This window comes from Streptomyces sp. BI87, from assembly GCF_025957665.1.
GTDB classification, from domain to species: domain Bacteria; phylum Actinomycetota; class Actinomycetes; order Streptomycetales; family Streptomycetaceae; genus Streptomyces; species Streptomyces albidoflavus.
Window position 1 is genome coordinate 487919 of sequence record NZ_CP110079.1, and the last position, 18166, is coordinate 506084.

Here is an 18166-nt window from a genome sequence, read left to right on the forward strand (position 1 = left end):
CGGCCCCGGCGGGCGTCAGGCGCGGTTGCTGGTGACGGTCTCGCGGGCGGCGCGCAGCGACTCCTTGAGGGAGCCCATGGTCGCGAGGACGGCCGTCGGTTCGTAGCCGCAGTGCGCCATGCAGTTGGCGCAACGGGGGTCCTTGCCCCGACCGTACTTGTCCCAGTCGGTCTCCTCGATGAGCTGGCGGTACGTGGGGACGTACCCGTCGCTCATCAGGTAGCAGGGCCGCTGCCAGCCGAAGAGGGAGTAGTTGGGGATGGCCCACGCGGTGCAGGCGAAGTCCGCCTTGCCCTCCAGGAAGTCCAGGAAGAGCGGGGAGTGGTTGAGGCGCCAGCGGCGGCGGTTGCCGTCGGCGAAGGTCTTGCGGAACAGCTCGCGGGTCTGCTCGACGCCGAGGAAGTGCTCCTGGTCGGGTGCCTTCTCGTAGGCGTAGGCGGGCGAGATCATCATCTCGTCGACCTCGAGGTCGTCGTTGAGGTAGTTGAGCACCTCGATGATGGTCTGCGGGGTGTCGGTGTTGAAGAAGGTCGAGTTGGTGGTGACGCGGAAGCCGCGGCGCTTGGCCTCCTTGATCGCCGCTACGGCCTCGTCGAAGACGCCCTCCTTCGCCACCGACTCGTCGTGCCGCTCCCGCAGCCCGTCGATGTGCACGGCGAACGCGAAGTACGGGGAGGGGGTGAACTTGTCCATCTTCTTACGCATCAGCATGGCGTTGGTGCAGAGGAAGACGTACTTGCGTTTGGCGACGAGCTGATTCACGATCTCGTCGATCTGCGGGTGCATCAGGGGCTCGCCGCCGGCGATGGAGACCATCGGCGCCCCCGACTCCAGGACCGCGCCGACGGCCTGGGCCACCGGCATGCGCTGCTTGAGGACTCCGGCGGGGTGCTGGATCTTGCCGCACCCCTCACAGGCGAGGTTGCAGGCGAACAGGGGCTCCAATTCGACGATGAGCGGGAACTTCTCCCGCCTGCGCAGCTTCTGTTCGGCGAGATACGTCGCCACCTTGATGGTCTGGCGGAGCGGCATGGCCATCTGGCTCACCTCCGGGGGAGCAGCGAGGAACGGTGCCATTCGTAGAAAGCGGGGATCACGGCACGGAGTACACGGAAAGCCGATATTCCACCGCGTACCGTTCCGATCCGGACCAGCTCATGCTCTGGAGCGTCCACGACCACCCGGACGGCCGCAACCGGGCGCGGTCCGGCCCGCCGGGCGGTGTACAGGGTGGCGGCGGACTCCATGTCGACGGCGACAGCCCCCTGCGACCGCAGCCGGGCCCGCTCAGCACCGCGCACCACGTGGTCGCAGCCGGTGAGCGGGCCGGTGTGCACGGTGCGCCCCGGCACCGCGCGGGCCACCGCCGCGGCCAGTACGTCGGCCTCGGCGCAACGGGTGACGCCGCGCGGGTCGCGGACCTCGTCGGCGACGACCAGGTCACCGGGGTGCATGCCCGCGCCGAGGCCCGCGCAGAACCCGGTGGCGACCACCCCGGCCCGGGCCAGCGCCGGGTCGCGCAGCGCCTCGGCGACGGCCTGGCCGGCCGCCTCGGGCCCCATGCCGGTACGGAGCACCCGGGTCGGGGTGTCCGCGGGGGCGCGGATGCCGGTGCGCAGGGCGAGCCGTTCGATGGTGAGGGCGCAGGCGATGACCAGGGGCGCCGGGCCGGCCGCCGGGCCCGGCCGGGGCCCGGCGGCCGCGGGGCGCGTCATCAGGCACCCTCGGGTGCTGCTCCGCGGGTGTACCGGCCCAGTGCCGTGAGCGGGAAGACCTGCCGGTACAGGTGGTAGTTGATGGAGAAGTCCCAGGGGAAGCCGGTACCGGTGTAGTACGGCTCGTCCCAGCTGCCGTCCTCGTGCTGGGTCTCGGCGAGGAAGGTGACGCCGCGCCGGGCGGCCCTGCTCTCCCGCTCCCCGGCCGCCAGGAGCGCCATCAGGGCCCAGCCGGTCTGGGAGGCGGTGGAGGCGCCGCGGGCCATCCGGCCCTGCTCGCGGTAGGAGCGCAGGTCCTCGCCCCAGCCGCCGTCGTCGTTCTGCACCGACTCCAGCCAGGCGACGGCGCGGCGGACCGCCGGGTGGGTGGTGGGCAGCCCGGCGTCGATCAGGGCGGGGACGGCCGAGCCGGTGCCGTAGAGGTAGTTGACGCCCCAGCGGCCGAACCAGGCGCCGCTCGGTTCCTGCTCGGCCAGCAGCCAGTCGACCGCGCGGCGGGTGCGCGGGTCGGCGGCGAGTCCTTCGGCGGCCAGCATCTCGACGACGTGGGCGGTGACGTCGGCGGAGGGCGGGTCGACGACCTCGCCGAAGTCGCAGAAGGGCAGCCGGTTGGGGAGCGAGCTGGTGTTGTCGACGTCGAAGGCGCCCCAGGCGCCGTTCTTCGACTGCATGCCGAGGTTCCAGCGCACCCCCAGCGAGATGGCCCGCTCCATGCGCGCGGTGTCGGGGTGGCGTACCCGGCGCAGGGCGAGCACCACCTCGGCGGTGTCGTCGATGTCCGGGTAGTTGTCGTTGTGGAACTCGAAGGCCCAGCCGCCGGGGGCCAGGTGCGGGCGGCGCACCGACCAGTCGCCGGGCCGCTCGATCTGCTCGCCGAGCATCCAGTCGGCGGCGCGGACCAGCTGCGGGTGGTCGGCGGGGACCCCGGCGTCGGCCAGCGCGATGGTGGCGAGGCAGGTGTCCCAGACGGGCGACTGGCACGCCTCGACCATCCGGGAGCCGTCCTCGCGGGTGAGCGTGAAGCGGTCCAGGGACTCCAGGCCGGCCCGCATGACGGGGTGGCCGAGGTCGTAGCCGAGCAGGTGCAGGGCGATCATCGAGTAGACGGCCGGCGGCTGGATGCCGCCCCAGCAGCCGTCGTTCTCCTGCCGCTCGACGATCCATCGCCCGGCGGTGGCCATGGCGGCCTTGCGCAGGGCGCGGGGGGCGACCTTGCGGTACGCGTGCAGGGCGCGGTCCAGCCGCTGGAAGGCGCCGTTCCAGCTGGCCAGGGGGGCGAAGCGGGCGCGGGGCGCCGGGTTGGCCGGGTCGGTGTGCAGCTCGTCCAGGGGGAAGGGGGCGGGCCGCACCGGGCGCTTCGCGGAGACGATGGTGAGCGGCACGATGGTCTGCCGGGCCCAGCAGCCGAAGTCGTAGATGTTCAGCGGGGCCCACGGCGGGAGGAAGATCAGCTCGGGCGGCAGCTCGGGGAGCCGGTCCCAGGGCCACCAGCCGAAGAGGGCGAGCCAGATCCGGGTGAAGACCCGGGCCTCGGCGATGCCGCCCTGGGAGCGGACCCAGTGGGCGGCGCGGGTCATGTGCGGGGCGTCGGGGCTGTCCCCGGCGAGCCGCAGCGCGACGTACGCCTCGACGGTGGTGGAGAGGTCCGGCGGGCCGCCGTAGAAGGTGGCCCAGGTGCCGTCCTCGCGCTGTTCGCCGCGGATGAAGAGGGCGGCGGAGCGGGTGGTGGCCTCGTCGCGGATGCCGAGGAACTGGCGGAGCAGCAGGTCCTCGGCGTCCATCGTGACGTTGGTGTCGAGGTCCCCCTTCCACCAGCCCTCGGGGCTCTGGAGGCCCAGCAGGTGGTCGGCGGCGCGGGCCCTGGCCCGCTCCGCGGCGGCCTCGACGGCGGCCGCGTCGGGGGCGGCGGTGTCGGTGGTGGTCGCGGTGGTACGGGCCGGGGCGGGGCGGGAGGGCGCGGCCCCGGCCGGTCCGTTGGTCGTCGCTGTCATGGCGTCCCCTTGATGCAGTGGTCGGTCTGCGTGTGCTCGGGGTGTGCCGTCGGCCCGCGCCGGATCAGGGCGCGGGCCGCCGACAGCGCGTCATATGCGGCGGGTGGTGCCGTTACTGCCGGTGACCGGGGGCAGGGGAAGGGCGCGCGAGGCCGGGCAGGCGTCGCGCGTCGCGGTTTCCGTGGCCATGGTGATCATCTCTTCCGTACGACGACGAAGTCGGCGAGGGCGGTGAGCTGCTCGCGTACGTGGTCGGGCATGCCGACGCCGGAGAGGGCCTCGATGGCGACGGTGTGCTGGCGGCGGGCCTCGGCCTCGGTCCAGGCGCGGCCGCCGGCCTCCTCGATGAGGGCGGCGCGGGCGGCGAACTCGTCCTCCGAGAAGTTCTCGAAGTCGTTGGCCTTGGCGTCGGCGGCGAGCAGCGAGCCGAGCCGTTCGGCGGCCGGCCCCTCGGCGGCGAGGGCGGCGACGACGGGCAGCGACTTCTTGCGCTGCCTGAGGTCGCTCCAGGTCTGCTTGCCGGTGGCCTCCGGGTCGCCCCAGATGCCGAGGAGGTCGTCGACGGCCTGGAAGGCGAGGCCGAGGTGGTAGCCGTACCGCTCCAGGGCGTCGGCGGTGCGGTCGTCGGCGCCGCCGAGGACGGCACCGATGGAGACGGCGCAGGCGAGCAGGGCGCCGGTCTTGTTGCCCTCCATCTCCAGGCACTCCTCGACGCTGACGCGCTCGCGGTGCTCGTAGGAGATGTCCTGGGCCTGGCCGTCGATGAGGGCGCGGCTGGCGGTGGTCAGGCGGCGGGCGGCACGCCCGGCCTCCAGGGTGCCGAGTTCCAGGAGGATCTCGTTGGCCAGGGCGAAGAGCGCGTCACCGACGAGGATGGCCTGGGCCGGGCCGTGCACCTTCCAGACGGTGTCGCGATGGCGGCGCTGCTCGTCGCCGTCCATCAGGTCGTCGTGGAGGAGCGAGAAGTTGTGGACCAGCTCCACGGCGACCGCGCCGGGAACGCCGGCCTCGGGCGCCGCGCCGGCCGCCTCGGCGGAGAGCAGGGCGAGGGCGGGCCGGACGGCCTTGCCGCCGTCGCCCTCGGCGGGGTGGCCCGCGGCGTCGATCCAGCCGAAGTGGTAGGCGGCGACGGTGTCCATGGGCGGGGCGAGACGCTCGATGGCGGCCTTCAGCACGGGCGTGGCGAGGGTACGGCCACGCTCCAGCAGGGCGGCCACGTCCGTGGTGTCACGGTCCGCGTCGGCCGTGGGCACAGTCGGCACAGTTGCTCCTTTGTTTCCGGTACGGAAGGGCTGGGGGTCAGAGGCGCGGCGGGGCGGGCGGCTCACGCGGCCTCGTCGAAGACGGGGGCGGGCCGGGGCCGGCCGAGCGCCCCGAGGGCGTCCGAGGCGGCGTTGAGTCCGCTGCGGACGGCGCCCTCCATGGTGGCGGGCCAGCCGGTGGCGGTCCATGCCCCGGCGAGGTGCAGGCCGGGCAGGCGGGTGGCGGGCCCGGGCCGCAGGGCGCCGACGCCGGGGACCGCCGCGAAGGTCGCGGTGCGCTCGCGGGTGACGAAGAAGTCCTCGACGCGTGCGGTACGGGCGGCGGGCAGCAGCCGCTCCAGCTCCGGCAGGTAGCGGGCGCGCAGCTCGGCGACGGGGGTGTCGATCTCGGCCTGGGCGGTCGACTGGGAGAGCGCGAGGTACTGGCCGTGGTCGAGGCCGGACGCCTCGGTGCGGTCGAAGACCCACTGCACCGGCCCGTCGAGGGCGGTGAAGAAGGGGCGCCGGACGACCTTGCGGTCGTAGAGGACGTGGATGTTGATGATGGGGGCGGTGCCGATCCGGGTGAGCTTCTCGGGCTCGTCGAGGGCGCCGCCGGGGAGCAGGTCGTGGGTCTCGGCCGGGGGGACGGCGAGGACGACGGTGTCGGCGGTGAGCGTCTCGTCGCCGGTCTCCACGCGCCAACGGGCGCCCTCACCGCCGGGCGCGACGTTGCGCACCCGGGCCCGGAGCACGGTGCGTACGCCCGCCTTGTCCAGAGAGGTCAGGGCGCGGGCGTGGTGCAGTTCGCCGAGCGGGACGTGGGCCCAGCCGATGTCGGCGGCGCCGGCGTCGGAGAGCAGGCCGGTCCTGAAGACCTTGGCGGCCAGGGCGAGGGAGGCGTCGTCGGCGGTGGCGTTGAGGGTGGCGACGCCGACGAGGTCCCAGAGGGCGGCGACGGCGCGCGGGCTCTGCCCGTGGCGGCGCAGCCAGCTGCCGAAGTCCTGCCGGTCGAGGGCGGGGTCGGCGGGGTCGAGGCGGCGCAGGGCGAGCGCGGCACGGCCGACGGCGGCCTTCTCGGTGAGGCTCAGGTGCGGGTAGCGGGCGAGGCTCGGGCCGAGGTGGAGCGGGACGGGCAGGGCGTTGCGCCGCAGCCTGCCGAGGCGCCCGCGGCCACCGTCGAGGACGGGCACGTCGAGGCGGTCCTGGACGGGGGCGAGCGCGGCGCCGTCGACCCGGTCGAGGAACCAGCGGTAGGCGGTGCAGCAGCGCAGGTAGACGTGCTGGCCGTTGTCGACGGTGAGGCCGCCGCGCTGGAAGGAGAAGGCGAGGCCGCCGAGGCGGGGGCGGCCCTCCAGGAGGGTGACGCGCAGTCCCGCGTCGGCGAGGGCGAGGGCGGCGGCGGTGCCGGCGAGGCCCCCGCCGACGACGACCGCCTCCCGGGCGGCGGCGGTGGTCATGCCCGCCTCCGTCCGGCCTGGCGGCCGATCTGCCGGGCGTCGAAGCCGGAGAGACCGCGCACGGCGACGTACGCCTTCTCGTGGCCGGGGAGGGAGACGCGGCCGCGCAGGACGGCCAGCGGGTCGCGCTCGATGCGGTCGAGCAGGCGCCGGTAGATCCCGGCCATGGCGGCGACGCAGGCGCCGCTGCGGCGGTCGAGCATCGGCAGCAGCCGGTACCCCTCGGCGAACAGGGCGCGGGCGCGGCGGACCTCGAAGTGGACCAGCCCCGCGAAGTCCGAGCCGGCGGGCGGGTGGGGCCCGTCGAAGCCGTCGGAGCAGCCGAACTTGGCGAGGTCGTCGGCGGGCAGGTAGGTACGGCCGTTGCCGGCGTCCTCGCGGACGTCGCGGAGGATGTTGGTGAGCTGGAGGGCGAGGCCGAGGGTGTCGGCGTACTCGGCGGCCTTCTCGGTCTGCGGGGCGCCGGGGGCGGGGCCGAAGATGCCGAGCGAGAGCCGGCCGATGGCTCCGGCGACGCAGCGGCAGTAGAGCTTGAGGTCGTCCCAGGTCTCGTAGGTGACGCCCTTGACGTCCATGAGGACGCCGTCGATCAGCTCGTCGAGGCCGCCGAGCGGGATGGGGAAGCGGCGGGCGGCGTCGGCGAGGGCCACGGCGACGGGGTCGGTGTCGTCCTCGTCGACCTTGCCGTCGCGGATGCGGTCGAGGATGTCGCGGGTGGCGCCGAGCCGGTCCGCCTTCACCTCGGGCGCCAGCGTGCCGTCCCCGATGTCGTCCACCCGCCGCGAGAACGCGTAGAGCGCGGACATCGCGCGGCGCTCGGCGACCGGCAGCAGCCGGATGCCGTAGGCGAAGTTGCGGGCCTCGGACCCGGTGACGGTCTCGCAGTAGCTGTACGCGGCGAGGACCGGTGCGGGCAGGGAGATGCTGTCCTCCACGGTCGGGCTCACCTCTCTCCTCGCAGGGCCGCTCCCACCTCGCGCAGGAGCCTGGGCTTGGTGGGCCTCGGCGGGCCGGGCAGGACGTCGTACCCCGCGTCGGTGACCGCGGCCAGGGCCGCCCGCCCGCCGCCGACGAACCCGGCGAGCAGCAGCCGCAGCCGGCCGTGCACGCTCGCGACCAGCGGGCCGCCCTCGGCCAGCAGCTCCCCGGCGCGCGACGCCTCGTAGGCGACGAGGGCGCGCAGGGAGGCGGAGGCGGTGGGGGCGGCGAGGTCGGACTCCGCGACGCGGAAGCGTTTCAGGTCCTCGGCGGGCAGGTAGATCCGGTCACGGCCGAGGTCCTCGGCGACGTCCTGGAGGTGTTCGACGATCTGGAGGCCGGTGCAGACGGCGTCCGAGCGGCGGACCCGCTCGGGCGTCAGGGTGCCGGTGAGGCCGAGGACGAGGTGGCCGACCGGGTTGGCGGAGAGTTCGCAGTAGGCGGCGAGGTCGTCCCAGGTCTCGTACCGGGTGACCAGCTGGTCCTGGCGGTTGGCCTGGATCAGGGCGCGGAAGGGTTCGGGGGTCAGGCCGTGGGCGCGGACCACCGGGCGCAGGGCGGCGACCAGCGGGTGGGCGGGGCCGGGGCCGGTGGTGGCGAAGACCCGGGCGAGGTCGGCCTCCAGGGCGTCCAGCAGGGTGAGGCGGTCCTCGGCCGCGCTCCCCTCGACGCCGAGGAGGCGGGCGTCGGCGCCGCCGGGGGTGAGGTCGCCGTCGCCGATGTCGTCGACGAGGCGGGCGTAGCCGTAGACGGCCATCAGGCCCCGGCGCCAGGCGCGGGGGACGAAGAAGGGGGCCACGGGGAAGTTCTCCGCGGCGGCCTTGTCGAGGGTGGCGCGTGCCGGGGCGCCGTGCTGCGCCCTGCCCGGTGCGGTCATCGCCGGCTGCCCCGCGCCGGAACGGCACAAGCCGCGTGGAGCCGGAGATCACCCGTAGCCATTGCCGTCACATCTCCCGTTCTACACTGCCGACCCAAAACATCCCTTTTCGGACACGCCGCCCGCCGTGGCGGCGATCGCCATCTGTTCGACTTCGGGAGACGGGTGCCATATCGCCGCAACTCACGCGAATCAGCACCGGTACAGCTTACGTGGCACGCGCGCCCGTGGTGCGCCGGGGTGTTCGGCAGGTCACAGCGCGCCCCCGACCAGGGCAACTCCCGGCCGGCCCGCCGAGTTCCCGTGCCGCGGAACAGGGCCCTCCGCGCGCCGGGGCCCCGGCCCCGTCCCCCGGGCCGGGGGACGGGGCCGGGGCCCCGTGCACGCCGTGCCCGCCGGCGCGGGCCCGTCGCTACTTGCTGGTGAACTTCTCGTACTCCTTGAGGACCTCGGCCGTCGGGCCGTCCAGCCTCAGCTCACCGTGTTCCAGCCAGATCACCCGGTCACAGGTGTCCCGGATGGACTTGTTGTTGTGGCTGACCAGGAAGACCGTGCCGGCCTCCTTGCGCAGCTCCCTGATGCGCGCCTCGGAGCGCTTCTGGAACTTCTTGTCACCGGTGGCCAGCGCCTCGTCGATCATGAGCACGTCGTGGTCCTTGGCGGCGGCGATGGAGAACCGCAGCCGGGCCGCCATGCCCGAGGAGTAGGTGCGCATCGGCAGGGTGATGAAGTCGCCCTTCTCGTTGATCCCGGAGAAGTCGACGATGCCCTGGTAGCGCTCCCTGATCTGCTCGCGGGTCATGCCCATCGCGAGGCCGCCGAGCATCACGTTCCGCTCGCCGGTCAGGTCGTTCATCAGCGCCGCGTTGACGCCGAGGAGCGAGGGCTGGCCGTCGGTGTAGACCTTGCCGCTCTCCGCGGGCAGCAGGCCGGCGACCGCCTTGAGCAGCGTCGACTTGCCCGAACCGTTGGAGCCGATCAGTCCGATCGCCTCGCCCCGGTACGCGGTGAAGCTGACCCCGCGCACGGCGTGCACCTTGCGGACACCGCGCTCCTCGCCGCGCTTGAGGATGCGGCTGAGCGCGGCGGTGGCGCTGCCCTTGCCGCCCTTGGTGCCGTTGACCCGGTAGACGATGTGCAGGTCGTCCGCGATCACCGTGGGGGTACGGGCGCCGCCCTGGGCGCCCTGGTCCACGTCAGCCTCGGCCATAGCGCTCCTCCGACTTCCAGAAGTAGACGAATCCGGCGAAGCCCACGACCAGCGCCCAGCCGAGGGCGATGAACCAGATGTGCTCCGGCAGGTTCTCCCGCGTGTAGTCCTTGATCAGGGCGAACCGCACCAGGTCCATGTAGACGGCCGCCGGGTTCCACTGGAGGACGTCGGTCAGCCAGACCGGGAGATCCTTGTCGGCCAGCATGTGCGGGATCGAGAACATCACGCCCGAGGCGTACATCCAGGTCCGCATGACGAACGGCATGAGTTGCGCCAGGTCCGGGGTCTTGCTGCCCAGGCGGGCGAAGATCAGCGCGAGCCCGGTATTGAAGACGAACTGGAGCGCCAGCGCCGGAACGACCAGCAGCCAGGACCAGGTCGGGTACGAACCGAACGCCATCACCACGGCGAACAGCACGATCATCGAGAACAGCAACTGCTGGAGCTGCTGGAGGGAGAAGGAGATCGGCAGGGAGGCCCGGGGGAAGTGCAGGGCGCGGACGAGCCCCAGGTTGCCCGAGATGGAGCGCACGCCCGACATGACCGAGCTCTGGGTGAAGGTGAAGACGAAGACACCGGTCACGAGGAAGGGCACGTAGACGTGCTTCTCCAGCCCTCGGTTCGCACCCAGCAGCACGCCGAAGATGAAGAAGTAGACCGCCGCGTTCAGCAGCGGGGTCACCACCTGCCACAGCTGGCCGAGCTTCGCCTGGCTGTACTGGGCGGTGAGCTTGGCCTGCGAGAAGGCGAGGATGAAGTGGCGGCGGCCCCAGAGCTGCTTGACGTAGGCGAGCAGGCCGGGCCGTGCCCCGCTGACCGACAGACCGTACTTCTCCGCGAGCTGGGCCGGGGAGAGCCCGTCGTCGGGGGAGGGCGGAGCAGCACTCACCGCGACACCACCGTCCTGCGTTGTCTCACTCACAAGGGGAAACTTTCGTCTTCGGGAAACACCGGCGGAACCCCTGGCAGCACCGGGCGGCACGGGGGTGGTCCGCGGTCGGGGACCGGTACGGGCCGAATGGTCTCAGACCCGAGCTTGTCAGATGACGGGAGGTCGGCCCAGCCGGGTGAGCCGCCACACAGTGCGCCACTTCATGGGCCGCCGGGGCCCCGCGGAGGAGGTCCAGCCCTCCTTGAACCCGCCGAACCACGCCTTCAGCGCGGGGCCCGAGGGCCGCCGCAGCAGGGTGAGCAGCAGCCAGACCCCGAGGTAGACGGGGACCAGCGGGAGGGGCAGGTTGCGGCGGGCCAGCCAGACCCGGTTGCGGGCCACCATGCGGTGGTAGACCGCGTGCCGGGAGGGGGCCGTGGTCGGGTGGTACAGCACCATGTCGGAGCGGTAGTCGATCTGCCACCCGGCGTTCAGCGCCCGCCAGGCGAGGTCGGTCTCCTCGTGGGCGTAGAAGAAGTCGGCGGGCAGCAGCCCCGCGTCGGCGAAGACCCGGGTGCGGACCGCGTTGGCGCCGCCGAGGAAGGTCGTCACCCGTGAGGAGCGCATCGGGTCCGAGGCGCGGAGCCGGGGGACGTGGCGCCGCTGGGTCTCCCCCGTGTCGGGGTCGGCGATGCGGAAGGAGACGATGCCCAGTTCCGGGTCGGCGGTGAACGCCTCGCGGCACAGCTCGGCGGTGTCGGTGCGCGCGAGGAGCCCGTCGTCGTCCAGGAAGAGCAGGATGTCGACCTCTCGGCCGGCGGGGCCGAACATCTCGATGCCGACGTTCCGCCCGCCGGGGATGCCGAGGTTCTCGGGCAGCTCGGTGGTGCGGACGCCCTCGGGGACCTCCGGCACCGGCGAGCCGTTGCCGACCACGGCGATCCGGACCGGGTCGCCGTCCTGCTTGGCGACCGAGTCGATGAGCGCGCGCAGTTCCTCGGGCCGGTTGCCCATGGTGATGATGACGGCGCCGACCGTCGGGGAGGCGCTGTTCACGGCGGTCACCTCAGCCTGCTCGACACGAGGATGGACACCAGGTGCAGGAGGGTCTGCAACAGGGCGATGCCGGCCAGGACGGCGATGCCCAGGCGGGTGAAGAAGAGGTCGCCGCGGATCTGGTCGGCCACCGCGAGGACGATGATCAGCAGCGAGGCCTCGATGCCGAGGACCAGGCGGTGGAACTTGAGCGCGGCCGCGGCCTTGCGGGCGAAGGCCACCTTGGAGGAGCGCGGCTCGGAGGCCGCCTCCTTGACCGGCGGCAGCCCGCCCTGGTGGCGGGCGACGCCGACCAGGTCGGTCTCGGCCTTGATCAGGATCGCGCCGAGCGCCGCCAGGGTGCCGAGGAAGGCCCAGAGCCAGTCGATCCGGCCGCTCCCCCACAGGTCGGCGCCGCGCAGGCCGAGGCCGACCAGGACCGCGGCGTCGCACAGGTAGGCGCCGACGCGGTCCAGGTAGACACCGCCGAGGGAGAACTGCTTCTTCCAGCGGGCGACCTCGCCGTCCACGCAGTCCAGCAGCAGGTACAGCTGGACCATCAGGGCGCCCAGGAGGGCGCCCCAGATGCCCGGCACCAGCAGCGCCGGGCAGGCCAGCACGCCGAAGACCGTCATCAGGTAGGTCAGCTGGTTGGGCGTGATGCGGGTGGGCACCACGTACCGGTCGACCCGCAGCGAGATCTCCCGCATGTACAGGCGTCCCGCCCAGTGCTCACCGCTGCGCCGGTCCTTCACCCCCGCGGGGTGCACGACCGGGCGGAGTTCAGCTACCGATGGCCTTGGCATAGTCGGCGTAAGCGTCCTTGATCTGGTCGGTGGAGAGGTTGAGGTGCTCCAGGATCGTGTACCGGCCCGGCCGGGTCTGCGGAGCGAACTCCACGACCTGGACGAACTCGTCCACGGTGAAACCGATGTCCGCCGGCACCACGGGCAGCCCGTGCCGCCTGAGGACCTCGGCCATCTGCGCCGACTCCGCGACGGCACCGCGCAGGTGCATCGCGAAGGCCGCCCCCATGCCGCACTGCTCGCCGTGGCTGGCCGCGCGCTTGGGGAAGAGCAGGTCGAAGGCGTGGTTGATCTCGTGGCAGGCGCCGGAGGCGGGGCGGCTGTCGCCCGCCACCGACATGGAGATGCCGGTGAGCACCAGGCCCTCGGCCAGGACCTGGAGGAAGCCGTCGTCGCCGACGTCCCCCGGGTGGCGGAGCACCGCCTCGCCGGCCTGGCGGGCCATGGCGGCCGCCAGGCCGTCGATGTCCTCGCCGCGGACCCGGGCCGAGAGCTCCCAGTCCGCGACGGCGGAGATGTTCGACAGGGCGTCCCCGATGCCCGAGCGCACGAACCGCGCCGGGGCCTCGCGGATGATGTCCAGGTCGATGACGACGCCGATGGGGTTGGGCACCCCGTACGATCCCCGGCCCGCGTCGTTGTCGAGGGTGGCGACCGGCGAGCAGAGGCCGTCGTGCGACAGGTTGGTCGCGACGGCGACCAGCGGCAGGCCGATGCGGGCCGCGGCGAACTTGGCGCAGTCGATGATCTTGCCGCCGCCGAGGCCGACGACCGCGTCGTAGCGGCCCGACTTCATGGCGTCGGCCAGCTTGACCGCGTCGTCCAGGGTGCCGCCGCCCACCTCGTACCAGCTCGCCCCGGGCAGCGCCGGGGAGAGCCGCTCGCGCAGGCGGGCGCCCGAGCCTCCGCTGATCGCTATCGCGAGCTTGCCGGAGGAGGAGATCCGCTGGTCGGCGAGGACCGAGGCGAGATCGTTGAGGGCGCCGCGCCGGATGTCGACGACGAGGGGCGAGGGGATCAGGCGCGTCAGTACCGGCACGCGATCTCCCTGCCCTTGGCGAGGTCCTCGTGGTTGTCGATCTCGACCCAGCTGACGTCGCCGATGGGCGCCACGTCGATCTTGAAGCCGCGGTTGACGAGCTCCTGGTAGCCGTCCTCGTAGTACAGCTGCGGGTCGCGCTCGAAGGTGGTGCGCAGCGCGTCGGCCAGCTCCTCGGCCGCCTCGCCCTCGATGAGGGTGACGCCGATGTACTCGCCGGTGGCCTCGGAGGGGTCCATCAGCTTGGTGATGCGCTGGACGCCCTTGTCGGGGTCGACGACGACCTTCATCTCCTCGTCGGCGAGGTTCTTCACCGTGTCGAGGGCGAGGATGATCTTCTGGCCGTTGCCGCGCGCGGCGAGCAGCGTCTTCTCGACGGAGACCGGGTGGACGGTGTCGCCGTTGGCGAGGATCACGCCGTCCTTGAGGGCGTCACGGCCGCACCACAGGGAGTAGGCGTTGTTCCACTCCTCGGCCTTGTCGTTGTCGATCAGCGTGATCTTCAGGCCGTACTTGGCCTCCAGCGCGGCCTTGCGCTCGTAGACGGCCTCCTTGCGGTAGCCGACGATGACGCCGACCTCCTCCAGGCCGATCTCGGCGAAGTTGCCGAGGGTGAGGTCGAGGACGGTCAGGCTCTCCTCGTCGCCCTCGGGACCCACCGGCACCAGGGCCTTGGGCAGGGTGTCGGTGTAGGGACGCAGACGCCGTCCGGCGCCGGCCGCCAGCACAAGGCCGATCATGCGGGTTCTCCTTCATCGTGTACGGCGGGTGCTCCGGCGGAGACCCAGAAGCGGATGCTCTCGGCGAGCACCACGAGTGCCACGACCACGGCGAGAACCGTGAGCGCGACGGTGAAACCTGAGGCGGCCAGCAGCGAGGCGGCCGTGACGAGGAGGACGCGGCCCTCGTGCCCGCCGGTTGCGCGGACCAGCGCGCGGGGCGGCGCGCCGCTGCCACCGCGGATGCGGTAGACCGTGTCGTAGTGATGGTAGGCGACCGCCGCGACCAGCCCGAAGGCCGCCGGAAGGGCTCCGGAGTCCTCCGCGCGGGCGGCCAGCAGCAGGATCACGCCGTACTCCGCGGCCCGGAAGAAGGGCGGCACGAGCCAGTCCAGGGCGCCGGTGAGCGGCCGGGAGACGGCGAGCGAGGAGCAGAGCACGTAGGCGACGGCGGCGAGCAGCGGGCCGGCGGAACCGGCCGGGGTGAGCGCGGTCACCGCGACGAGGATCACGCCGCCGAGGGCCGCCACCGCCGGTGCGGGGAGCTTGGCGAAGGGCCGCAGGCGCGGGGTGAGCGCCTCGGCGAGCGGGCCGCTGTCGGCGAGGTCGGCGAGGGCCTGGGCGGCCCGGTCGGTGCGCTTCCCCTTGCGGGTCAGCGAGCGCAGCAGGCGGCCCGCGGTGGTGTAGGCGGCGGCCAGCGCGCAGCCGGTCAGCAGCACGACGAAGGTGATGCGGGGCGTGGTGACGGCGGTGAGGACCGCGATCAGCGCCCAGCGCTCCCCGATGGGCAGCACGATCATGCGGCGCAGCCACACGGTCCAGCCGACGCTGTCGAGGCGGCCGGAGAGGGCGGCGGTGGGGCTGGTGTTGGCCTCGGCGTCGTGGTTGGCCTCGTTGAAGGAGAAGTCCACGACGTGCCGGCAGGTCTGGAGGACCATCGCGCCGAGCGCCAGCGCCCACACGTCGTCCCCGCCGCGCGCCGCGCCGAGGGCGAGCCCGGCGTAGTACGCGTACTCCTTGGCCCGGTCGAAGGTGGCGTCGAGCCACGCGCCGAGGGTGGAGTACCGGAGGGAGTAGCGGGCGAGCTGGCCGTCGGTGCAGTCCAGCACGAAGGAGAAGAGGAGGAGCAGCCCGGCCGCGACGAAGCCGGCGCGGGTGCCGGTGGCCGCGCAGCCGGCCGCGATCAGCGCGGTGACCAGCGAGGCGGTGGTCACCTGGTTCGGGGTGAGGCCGCGCCGGGCGCACCAGCGGGCCAGGTAGCGCGAGTACGGGCTGATGCAGTACGTGGTGAAGAAGCCGTCGCGGGACTTGACGGCGGTCCGCAGCCGGATCGCCTCGTCATCGACGGCGGCGACGGCCTGGCGGGCCTCGCTGCGCTCCTGCGGGGCGAGCGGGACCCGGGCGACGAGGGCGCCGAGCTCGGGCCGGTGGACGGCGACGCCCTCGGCCTGAAGGGCGCCGGCCAGCCGGTCGGGCAGCCCGGTGCCGGTGCGCACCGCGGCGCCGCCGGGGACGGGCCGGCCGGCCTCGGCCTCCAGGGCCCGAGTGAGGGCGGCACGGGAGGCGTCCTGCACGGTGACGGCACCGGGGACGGCACCGGCCGGGAAGCGGGGGTCGGTCAGGCCCAGGCGCAGGGCGTGGAGGTGGCCGACGAAGCCGGCGTCGACCAGGGCGACGCGGCCGGTGGCGGGCACGGTGCGGAGCAGGGCGGCTGCCTCGGCGGCGTCGGAGGCGGTCCGCACGTCGAAGCCCAGCGTCCGCAGTTCGCCCTCGATCGGCGACCCGGGGACCGGCTGACCGGTGACGATGGCGGTCGACAGACGAACTCACTCCTTGGGTGCCGGTGCGGTCCGCGCCGGACAGCTCGGGTGCCTGTGACAACGGCCTGGCGGCACGTCGGCTGAGGCTATCGGAAGGCGGGGAGCCCGCGTTCACCGCCCGTTCGGTACCTGTTCGCATCCCGTGCGGGGGCGCGCAGGGCGGGCGTGGCCGGGCGCACGCGGCTTCCCCGGAGGGGGGCGCGGCGAGGGGCCGCCGCCATCATGGTCGATCAACTGCCCGGCCGACAAACCGCGTCCCGCCTTCCGCCGCTGGTCGCGCCGCATGGCCCCGCTTCGGTGGTCTTCGCCCGTTCTCTCCGCACACCAGCCGGAAGGCACGATTCCGCCAGGCGGCGGCAGCGGCTCCCCGAACGGGTCGACCAGGGCCGCCGGGAGCCCTCCAGGGCGCTGACCTGCACCGCGTTTTCGCAGGTCAGGGGGAATGACAACGGTATTCACCGCCGTGTTGCCGGATACCCCCCACCCGTAGTTCACTGTGGTCGGCCGACGCCACTGACGAAGAGACCGACGAGGCAAAGGACACGTCCCATGGGGGCTGGGCACGATCACGGGCACACACACGGTCCCGCCACCGGGACGGTCGCCTCGGCCCACCGGGGCAGGCTGCGGATCGCGCTGGGCATCACCCTCTTCGTGATGGTGGCGGAGATCGTCGGCGGCCTGCTGGCCGACTCGCTGGCGCTGGTCGCCGACGCCGCCCACATGGCGACCGACGCGCTGGGCCTCGGCATGGCGCTGCTCGCCATCCACTTCGCCAACCGCCCGCCGAGCGAGAAGCGCACCTTCGGCTTCGCCCGCGCGGAGATACTCGCGGCGCTCGCCAACTGCCTCCTGCTCCTCGGCGTCGGCGGCTACGTGGTCTACGAGGCGGTGGAGCGGTTCTTCTTCACCCCGGCCGAGACCTCGGGGCCGCTGGCGCTGGCCTTCGGCGCGGTGGGCCTGCTGGCCAACGTCGTCTCGCTCTCCCTGCTGATGCGCGGCCAGCGGGAGAGCCTCAACGTCCGCGGGGCCTTCCTGGAGGTGGCCGCCGACGCGCTGGGCTCGGTGGCCGTAATCCTCTCGGCCCTGGTCATCATGGCCACCGGCTGGCAGGCGGCCGACCCGGTCGCCTCGCTGCTGATCGGCGCGATGATCGTGCCGCGCACCCTGCGGCTGCTGCGGGAGACGCTCGACATCCTGCTGGAGGCGGCGCCCAAGGGCGTCGACATGGCGGAGGTGCGGCGCCACATGGAGGAGCTGCCCGGCGTGGTCGGCGTGCACGACCTGCACGCCTGGACCATCACCTCGGGGATGCCGGTCCTCTCCGCGCACGTGGTCGTCGAGGCGGACCAGCTGGACGCCGCCGCCCACGAGAAGCTGCTGCACGAACTCCAGGAGTGCCTGGGCGGCCACTTCGACGTGGAGCACTGCACCTTCCAGCTGGAGCCCTCGGGCCACGCGCCGCACGAGGCGGGACTCTGCCACTGAGCCCGGGGGGCGTCCCCGGGGGATGTCACAGGATCGTCACAGGTCGCCCGGCGGGCCGCCGGGGCGCCCGGGCCGGGCCGGGGTGCGCCGGAGCCATCCACCGCCTCCGGCCCGTCCCCGAGAAGAGGCCCGCGCCGCGCCACGCCCTGCCGGCCTGCCCCGCACCCGCTCCTGACCGGCGGGTACGGACCGCGCACCGGGCGCCGGGAAGCGGACGGGTAGCGTCCGATCCGGGCACGCTGGGCACGGCTGGTACCCAGAGCGCCGGATTTGTGCGGCAGACTTGGTCGCTCAGGACCGAAGCGAAGGATGGGTATGCCGATCACACCTGCCACCGCGGTGAGCCGCTCGTCGGACGACTCCCCGGAGGCCGTCATTCTGCTCGAACTGGTCGACGAGGACGGCAACACCATCGGCACGGCGGAGAAGCTCTCCGCCCACCAGGCGCCCGGCCGCCTGCACCGGGCCTTCTCCGTCTTCCTCTTCGACGAGCGGGGCCGCCTGCTGCTCCAGCAGCGGGCCCTGGGCAAGTACCACTCCCCCGGCGTCTGGTCCAACACCTGCTGCGGCCATCCCTACCCGGGCGAGGCACCCTTCGCCGCCGCCGCCCGGCGCACCTTCGAGGAGCTGGGGGTCTCCCCCGCCCTGCTGGGCGAGGCCGGCACGGTCCGCTACAACCACCCGGACCCCGTCTCGGGCCTGGTGGAGCAGGAGTACAACCACCTCTTCGTCGGGCTGGTCCGCGACCCGCTGCGGCCCGACCCGGAGGAGGTCGGCGACACCGTCTTCGTCACCCCGGCCGAACTGGCCGAGCGGCACGAGGCCGGACCCTTCTCGGCCTGGTTCATGACCGTCCTGGACGCGGCGCGCCCGGCCGTCCGCGAGCTGACCGGGGACAGCGCCGGCTGGTGAG

The 18166-nt window shown here is 73.2% G+C and carries 16 protein-coding genes; 2 read left to right on the forward strand and 14 right to left on the reverse strand.

Annotation, left to right across the window (positions count from 1 at the left end; translation table 11 throughout):
• Window positions 1-15: 15 nt before the first annotated feature.
• The 14 genes from hpnH to OIM89_RS02120 all read right to left on the reverse strand — a co-directional run bounded on the left by hpnH (window position 16) and on the right by OIM89_RS02120 (window position 15765).
• On the reverse strand, window positions 16-1038 hold the full coding sequence (gene hpnH, locus OIM89_RS02055) for an adenosyl-hopene transferase HpnH (RefSeq protein WP_030694983.1): 1023 nt from the start codon (window positions 1036-1038) through the stop codon (window positions 16-18).
• A 5-nt stretch (window positions 1039-1043) separates the two neighbouring features.
• The gene (locus tag OIM89_RS02060) at window positions 1044-1715 is read right to left on the reverse strand and encodes a hypothetical protein (RefSeq protein WP_030694982.1); all 672 of its coding nucleotides are present in this window, start codon (window positions 1713-1715) and stop codon (window positions 1044-1046) included.
• A complete protein-coding gene (gene shc, locus OIM89_RS02065) occupies window positions 1715-3706 on the reverse strand; it encodes a squalene--hopene cyclase (RefSeq protein ID WP_195730075.1) in 1992 nt (663 codons plus the stop codon). The genes OIM89_RS02060 and shc overlap by 1 nt, the downstream gene beginning before the upstream one ends.
• 194 nt (window positions 3707-3900) lie before the next feature.
• Window positions 3901-4968 carry a polyprenyl synthetase family protein gene (locus OIM89_RS02070; RefSeq protein WP_030694980.1) on the reverse strand — a complete coding sequence of 356 codons (1068 nt, stop codon included), beginning with the start codon at window positions 4966-4968 and terminating at the stop codon, window positions 3901-3903.
• A 62-nt stretch (window positions 4969-5030) separates the two neighbouring features.
• Window positions 5031-6407: a hydroxysqualene dehydroxylase HpnE gene (gene hpnE / locus OIM89_RS02075; protein ID WP_264490924.1), complete on the reverse strand. Its 1377-nt coding sequence runs from the start codon at window positions 6405-6407 to the stop codon at window positions 5031-5033.
• Complete coding sequence (gene hpnD / locus OIM89_RS02080) at window positions 6404-7354, reverse strand: presqualene diphosphate synthase HpnD (RefSeq protein ID WP_030694978.1); 951 nt, start codon at window positions 7352-7354, stop codon at window positions 6404-6406. Before hpnD ends, hpnE begins: the two co-directional genes overlap by 4 nt.
• Complete coding sequence (hpnC, locus tag OIM89_RS02085) at window positions 7351-8262, reverse strand: squalene synthase HpnC (protein ID WP_030694977.1); 912 nt, start codon at window positions 8260-8262, stop codon at window positions 7351-7353. Before hpnC ends, hpnD begins: the two co-directional genes overlap by 4 nt.
• Before the next feature lie 412 nt (window positions 8263-8674).
• The gene (locus OIM89_RS02090; RefSeq protein ID WP_030694976.1) at window positions 8675-9472 is read right to left on the reverse strand and encodes an ABC transporter ATP-binding protein; all 798 of its coding nucleotides are present in this window, start codon (window positions 9470-9472) and stop codon (window positions 8675-8677) included.
• Entirely contained in the window at window positions 9459-10397 is a 939-nt protein-coding gene (locus OIM89_RS02095) for an ABC transporter permease (RefSeq protein ID WP_151167515.1), read from the reverse strand. Before OIM89_RS02095 ends, OIM89_RS02090 begins: the two co-directional genes overlap by 14 nt.
• 117 nt (window positions 10398-10514) lie before the next feature.
• Complete coding sequence (locus OIM89_RS02100; RefSeq protein ID WP_051727042.1) at window positions 10515-11360, reverse strand: glycosyltransferase family 2 protein; 846 nt, start codon at window positions 11358-11360, stop codon at window positions 10515-10517.
• A 47-nt stretch (window positions 11361-11407) separates the two neighbouring features.
• The gene (locus tag OIM89_RS02105; RefSeq protein ID WP_008413838.1) at window positions 11408-12187 is read right to left on the reverse strand and encodes a CDP-alcohol phosphatidyltransferase family protein; all 780 of its coding nucleotides are present in this window, start codon (window positions 12185-12187) and stop codon (window positions 11408-11410) included.
• The gene (locus OIM89_RS02110) at window positions 12165-13226 is read right to left on the reverse strand and encodes an iron-containing alcohol dehydrogenase family protein (RefSeq protein ID WP_030694973.1); all 1062 of its coding nucleotides are present in this window, start codon (window positions 13224-13226) and stop codon (window positions 12165-12167) included. Before OIM89_RS02110 ends, OIM89_RS02105 begins: the two co-directional genes overlap by 23 nt.
• Window positions 13214-13966 carry a sugar phosphate nucleotidyltransferase gene (locus OIM89_RS02115; protein WP_151167521.1) on the reverse strand — a complete coding sequence of 251 codons (753 nt, stop codon included), beginning with the start codon at window positions 13964-13966 and terminating at the stop codon, window positions 13214-13216. The genes OIM89_RS02110 and OIM89_RS02115 overlap by 13 nt, the downstream gene beginning before the upstream one ends.
• A complete protein-coding gene (locus OIM89_RS02120) occupies window positions 13963-15765 on the reverse strand; it encodes a DUF5941 domain-containing protein (protein ID WP_195731422.1) in 1803 nt (600 codons plus the stop codon). The genes OIM89_RS02115 and OIM89_RS02120 overlap by 4 nt, the downstream gene beginning before the upstream one ends.
• Window positions 15766-16314: 549 nt before the next feature.
• Between OIM89_RS02120 and OIM89_RS02125 the strand changes: the two genes are divergently transcribed.
• Together OIM89_RS02125 and idi are read left to right on the forward strand one after the other, a co-directional pair.
• Window positions 16315-17253: a cation diffusion facilitator family transporter gene (locus OIM89_RS02125; protein ID WP_175458046.1), complete on the forward strand. Its 939-nt coding sequence runs from the start codon at window positions 16315-16317 to the stop codon at window positions 17251-17253.
• Between the two features lie 315 nt (window positions 17254-17568).
• The gene (idi, locus tag OIM89_RS02130) at window positions 17569-18165 is read left to right on the forward strand and encodes an isopentenyl-diphosphate Delta-isomerase (protein ID WP_175458047.1); all 597 of its coding nucleotides are present in this window, start codon (window positions 17569-17571) and stop codon (window positions 18163-18165) included.
• The last annotated feature ends 1 nt before the right edge of the window (window position 18166 follow it).

Coding starts and splice junctions, on each gene's coding strand:
- OIM89_RS02060 (WP_030694982.1), bottom strand. CDS start 1,715: ATGACGCGCCCCGCGGCCGCCGGGCCCCGGCCGGGCCCGGCGGCCGGC.
- idi (WP_175458047.1), top strand. CDS start 17,569: ATGCCGATCACACCTGCCACCGCGGTGAGCCGCTCGTCGGACGACTCC.
- hpnH (WP_030694983.1), bottom strand. CDS start 1,038: ATGGCCATGCCGCTCCGCCAGACCATCAAGGTGGCGACGTATCTCGCC.
- hpnC (WP_030694977.1), bottom strand. CDS start 8,262: ATGACCGCACCGGGCAGGGCGCAGCACGGCGCCCCGGCACGCGCCACC.
- OIM89_RS02115 (WP_151167521.1), bottom strand. CDS start 13,966: ATGATCGGCCTTGTGCTGGCGGCCGGCGCCGGACGGCGTCTGCGTCCC.
- OIM89_RS02090 (WP_030694976.1), bottom strand. CDS start 9,472: ATGGCCGAGGCTGACGTGGACCAGGGCGCCCAGGGCGGCGCCCGTACC.
- OIM89_RS02105 (WP_008413838.1), bottom strand. CDS start 12,187: ATGCCAAGGCCATCGGTAGCTGAACTCCGCCCGGTCGTGCACCCCGCG.
- shc (WP_195730075.1), bottom strand. CDS start 3,706: ATGACAGCGACGACCAACGGACCGGCCGGGGCCGCGCCCTCCCGCCCC.
- OIM89_RS02125 (WP_175458046.1), top strand. CDS start 16,315: ATGGGGGCTGGGCACGATCACGGGCACACACACGGTCCCGCCACCGGG.
- OIM89_RS02100 (WP_051727042.1), bottom strand. CDS start 11,360: ATGGGCAACCGGCCCGAGGAACTGCGCGCGCTCATCGACTCGGTCGCC.
- hpnE (WP_264490924.1), bottom strand. CDS start 6,407: ATGACCACCGCCGCCGCCCGGGAGGCGGTCGTCGTCGGCGGGGGCCTC.